Origin of the sequence: Paenirhodobacter enshiensis, from assembly GCF_000740785.1 — a bacterium.
Lineage (GTDB): Bacteria > Pseudomonadota > Alphaproteobacteria > Rhodobacterales > Rhodobacteraceae > Rhodobacter > Rhodobacter enshiensis.
Genome location: NZ_JFZB01000043.1, coordinates 1 through 4,986, shown reverse-complemented (window position 1 = coordinate 4,986; position 4,986 = coordinate 1). Strand labels below are relative to the sequence as shown.

Here is a 4,986-nt window from a genome sequence, read left to right as displayed (position 1 = left end):
ATGCCGGACGAGAATGGGCGTTCTTTTTCCGGACCGCCCTGCCCCGGAGCTGTTTCGCCGTTGATCCTGGTCCGGCCCGAGCCGAGGACGGACAATGAAGCGAACGAGGCTCGCGGGCGACACGATCATCGGGGAGCCTGAGCGAGCAGGGTCAGCCCGCTTCTGAACGGCTCAGCGCTGCGCCATCGCCTCGAACTGCTCCGGATAGCGTCCGCCAGCGACATGTTCGGGGGCGAAGGTCTGGTCGAGCAAGGCCAGATCGGCCTGATCGAGCGTGACTCCGGCGGCCGCAACATTCTGCTCCAGATGCGGGATTTTCTTCGCCCCGGGGATCGGGATGATATCCGCCCCCTGCGCCAGAACCCAGGCCAGCGCAACCTGAGCGGCGGTCGCCCCTTTCGCGGTCGCAATCTGTTCGATGACTGCAACCAGTTTGCGGTTCGCTTCAGCGTTTTTCGGCTGGAAGCGCGGCAGGCTTTCGCGAAAGTCCCCCTCGCCCATCGTCACTTGCCCGGTCAGGAAGCCACGCCCCAGCGGGCTGAACGGCACGAAGCTCACCCCCAGGTCGCGACAGGCGGCAAGCACGCCGTTCGTCTCGACGTCGCGCGTCCAGAGCGAATATTCGCTTTGCAACGCGGTGATCGGGTGGACTGCATGGGCGCGCCGCAGCGTATCGGCCGAAACCTCCGACAGGCCAATCGCCCGCACCTTGCCCTCGGCCACCAGATCGGCCATCGCGCCCACGGTCTCCTCGATCGGCACGGCGGGATCGGCCCTGTGGAGATAATAAAGGTCGATCACATCGGTATCGAGCCGCTTCAACGAGGCCTCCGCCACCCGCCGCGCATTGGCGGGAGAACCGTCCGTGCCGGTGATCTCGCCAAAATCCCTGCGCGCCGGATTGTAGGTGAAGCCGAACTTCGTGGCGATCACCAGCCTGTCGCGATGCGGTTTCAGCGCCCGCCCCAACAGGCGCTCATTGCGATGCGGGCCATAGACTTCGGCGGTATCGAAAAAGGTCACACCAAGCTCCACCGCCCGGTGCAGCGTGCGGATCGAGGCCTCTTCATCCTGCACGCCATAGGCCTGGCTCAACCCCATGCAGCCAAGACCGATGGCCGAAACAGTGAATTTTCCGAGCTTGCGCTGTTCCATGTGCTTCTCCTTGGAATGCCTGCGAGTGACCTCAAAATATCGGCGACACATTATGATGATAATCCGTGCGATAAATCACACCCCGTTCTATATTTTCGATCAATGGACAGGGCACAGCTTTCTCAACTCGTGGTTTTCCAAACCGTGGCCGAAGCCGGGGGCTTTCGAGCTGCTGCCGAACGGCTGGGCATCGCGCCCTCGGCCGTAAGCCATGCGGTTTCGGCGCTGGAGGAAAGCCTCGGCGTTCGGCTTCTGGCGCGGACAACACGTTCAACCCGGCCAACCGAAGAAGGCATCCGGCTGCTGACCCGCGTGACCGCCCCGCTGACCGAGATCGCCTCGGGTCTGGCCGAGACCGGGAAAAACCCCGATGAGCCGGGCGGTCCGTTGCGCATCACCCTGCCGCTTCTGGCACTCGAAGAGGTGATCATGCCCGGCCTGCGCGACTTCCTGACCAGCTATCCGAAAATCGAATTCGACATCCGCACGGCCGATAGTTTTGAAGACATCGTCGAAAGCGGCTGCGATGCCGGGATCCGTCTCGGTGAAAACCTTGAGGCCGACATGATCGCGGTGCGCGCCTCCGGTCCGCGGCGCAGCGTGATCGTCGCGACGCCGGAATACTTCGAACGGCACCCGCGGCCAGAACACCCCCGCGATCTGGGTGCCCATAACTGCATCCGTCGTCGTTTCGACAGCGGCCGGATCTATCGTTGGGAACTGGGGCGCGACGGCCGTGCGCTGACTGTCGAAGTGCGGGGCAACCTGATCCTGCCGCAACAAGAGCTGATCCGGCGAGCCACACTGGACGGGGTGGGGCTGGCTTTCGTGTTTGAAGAAGCGGTTGCCGATGACATTCGGGAGGGTCGCCTCGTCACCGTCATGGATGACTGGTGCCCGCCCTTTGACGGCTTCTACATATACTACCCCTCGCGGCATCAGATGCGCCCGGCCCTGCGGGCTTTCATCGAATGCTTCAGATACCGGGAAGGCCGGTAGGCAGCGCGGCCGGCGGGGCATCGCGCGGGCAGCGGGCCAGACCAGAAAGAACTCTCCGGTCTCGTCGATTTCGTGCTCCAGCACGCGCACTGACCTGACCCCCAGGTCGCTGAGGTGATGTTGACCTGCCTGCAGAAAACTGAACCATTTGGAGCTGGAGTTTTCGGCTACTTTTTCCAGGCTGGGAGAGGAGCGACCTTGTTGCGCTAATCGGACGACAGGCCGATCTTCCCCTTATCCCGTCTGTCTCATGCCACGGCTTCGATCTCGGCCCGTCCAGGGGCCGAGCAGCGGTTCACGATGGCGATGCGGATCTGGATTTCGGCGGTCTGCCGGTCAGGGTCTCGTGACACGATCCGTTCGCCGAAGAGCTTGAGGCGGTTCATCCGGGCTTCGACGCGACTTCGGGCGTGGTAGCCGGTCCATTTCTTCCAGATCGATCGCCCCGGAAATCGCGTCGCTCGCAGCGTCTCATCGCGCGATGTCGCGGCGGGGCAGTCCGGCTTCCACGCTCGACCATTTCGGCGGATCGGGATGATCGGTTCCGCGCCATGCCCGAGGATCGCCGCATGGCAACGGCGTGTGTCATAAGCGCCGTCGGCAGTGACCGTCTCGATCTCTTCGCCGGCAGGGATCTGCGACAGCAGCTCCGGCAATGAGGGGGGGCAGGAAACGATCCGGGGGATCGTTTCCCCGACGAATGGGCTGTCGCCCTGTCGGCTTGAAGTGAATTCGACCGCTCGGATGTCGCCAGTGGCCGTGTCCATGGCCAGATGCACCTTCCGCCACTCTCGTCTGCGCGTCGCGCCATGCTTGCGCGCCAGCCATTCACCATCGCCGCGGAAACGGATGCCTGTGCTGTCGATCAACAGATTCAGCGGCGCACCGGAGCGCCGATACGGGATCAGCACCGGGATCCGAGCGTGACGCCGGCACAGCGTCGAATAGTCGGGCACGGGCCAGTCCAGCCCGGCCATCTCAATCACGCTCGCCACCAGACCAACGGTCTGACGAAGCGGCAGGCCGAACGGCACTTTCAGCGTCAGGCAGGTTTGAATGGCGCCATCGGAGAAGGTCTCGGGGGGACCGCGCTTGCCAGCTCGCTCGGCCTGCCAAGACATGTCCGGATCGAACCAGACGGACAACGATCCTCGCCGCTTCAGCGAAGCGTTATCGTCGGACCAATTCGTCGTGCGGTAGCGGGTGTTGGCAGGCTCTGGCATGCCAACGATCCAACCCTCAGGAGTCTCAAGGTGAATCCCTCTCACTGATATGTGCAACAAGCCCCACATAGTGTCTCGGCAGCCCGGCACTCCAGGCCCGGCACTGCCAGTCGAAGCTGTCGGTCTGATGATCCTTCAGAGGAGTAACGATGCCCCGAGGTACGCGCCGCGGAATGGCCGCGACACGCGGCGTGATCTTCGGGTGCCATTGCAACGTCTCGAAGTTGTCGGCCGTCCCCGACACCAGCGGTCCACCGACCTCCGGAGAGGGCTCGGTCCGGGGGGCATCGTCGGGCTCATCCAGCTGCGCCCGACGCAGCGCGATCTGGCTTTCGACGGCCTGCAACGTCTGAGGGTTCGCGGCGATCATGACGTCGCCCGACCATACGCTGCGCGCGTCGTTCTCTATCGCCTTGGAGATGTCCTCGGCCAACGTTTTCAGCCGTTCATCGGAAAGCCCCCCGACATGGCGGGCCACCTCAACGGAAAAGATTTCCGGAAGCCAGGTCGTGCCGCTGCCTTGGAGCAGGTCAAGTTGCGGCTTCGAATAGACACCCACCCCCGTGACCCGCGCCGAGAACGCTGCATATTCCGCTGTCTCCACCAACAGCGGGCCGGAGGCGCGTTCGATGCTTTCCTCGCGGCCAGCGTCGTCCAGACCGCCGTGGTGATCCGCGGCCGCGGATTGCGCATGAAGGCACGCCGCTCCTCGGCAGAGGCGTGCTGCATCGCGACCATCACCTCCAGGGCCGGTGCCGCCGCACGGTCGATCACCAGGTACTTTCCGGATGACAGACGAAACGCATGGAGGGCGCCGCGGCTGCGCAGCTTGCGCTGAAAATCCTGCAGTTCGGCCGTGCCGAGTTCCGACAGGCTCTCCGGGACATCTGACGCGATCTCGTCGATGCGGCGACCGGAAAACGGCACCACCTCGAAATCGTCATCCGAAGCGCAGGGCGCTATGGAGAAACGATCGGCCAGCGAAACCTCCAGACCGGAGAGGAAATCGGTCATCGACAGCCGCGCCGCACGATCCGAACCCGGCCCAGTCACTCCGGGGTCGAGACAACGGCGGAACCTGGCCAGCGCCTCCCAGTCGGCGGCGTCCCCCTGCCCGGCCCGATACCCTTCCGCCAGGTCGAGAGCATCCATCATCCACAGAGGAATACGCTGCGCACCCCGGTCGGTCTCGAGGATGGCCCCGACCCGGCGCGGTGTCTTGCGATGACCTGCGCGGAACCAATCCGCCCGCAACCGGAACCCCGCATCCCCCACGATGCCATCGACATCCGTGCGCAGCACCATGTCGGTGAGCGGCGGCAGAGCGAGCGCGGAAGCCGCCTCGGCATCCAGCGCCGCGGCGAGCCGATGGCTGCACCGGATCTCCTGCGCATCGATCTGCATGGCTTCGCGATGCTCGTCCGCGAGAGCCCGCAGATCTGCCAGAGCGAGCGCGAGCCTGCGCTCCTCGGGCGGCAGATGGGTCAGATCGGCAGGTTTGCTCGCCCGAAGCCGGCCAAGCAGCCCTGCGCGTCTGGAGGGAACGCTCAGCACGATCCTGTCGGGAGTATAGGAAAAGTGAGGTGGTCCCCATTTTCCGGACAGTTTT

The 4,986-nt window shown here is 64.3% G+C and carries 4 protein-coding genes and 1 pseudogene; 1 reads left to right on the top strand and 4 read right to left on the bottom strand.

The genetic code is table 11. The features are described 5' to 3' along the window. Positions 1-171: 171 nt before the first annotated feature. A complete protein-coding gene (locus tag CG50_RS14180) occupies positions 172-1,155 on the bottom strand; it encodes an aldo/keto reductase (RefSeq protein ID WP_036639739.1) in 984 nt (327 codons plus the stop codon). A gap of 15 nt (positions 1,156-1,170) precedes the next feature. On the opposite strand from CG50_RS14180, the gene CG50_RS14175 reads away from it, so the two are divergent. Beyond that, complete coding sequence (locus tag CG50_RS14175) at positions 1,171-2,154, top strand: LysR family transcriptional regulator (RefSeq protein WP_211248638.1); 984 nt, start codon at positions 1,171-1,173, stop codon at positions 2,152-2,154. Between the two features lie 248 nt (positions 2,155-2,402). Here the strand turns inward: CG50_RS14175 and CG50_RS14170 are convergent, their stop codons facing one another. The 3 genes and pseudogenes from CG50_RS14170 to CG50_RS17125 all read right to left on the bottom strand — a co-directional run. Continuing rightward, a complete protein-coding gene (locus tag CG50_RS14170; protein ID WP_036639734.1) occupies positions 2,403-3,377 on the bottom strand; it encodes an IS5 family transposase in 975 nt (324 codons plus the stop codon). Between the two features lie 25 nt (positions 3,378-3,402). Next, positions 3,403-3,810 (bottom strand): hypothetical protein, encoded by a 408-nt coding sequence (locus CG50_RS16315; protein WP_152559544.1) that lies wholly within the window; start codon positions 3,808-3,810, stop codon positions 3,403-3,405. A gap of 5 nt (positions 3,811-3,815) precedes the next feature. After that, a pseudogene (locus CG50_RS17125) lies at positions 3,816-4,986 on the bottom strand (hypothetical protein); the annotation flags it as partial.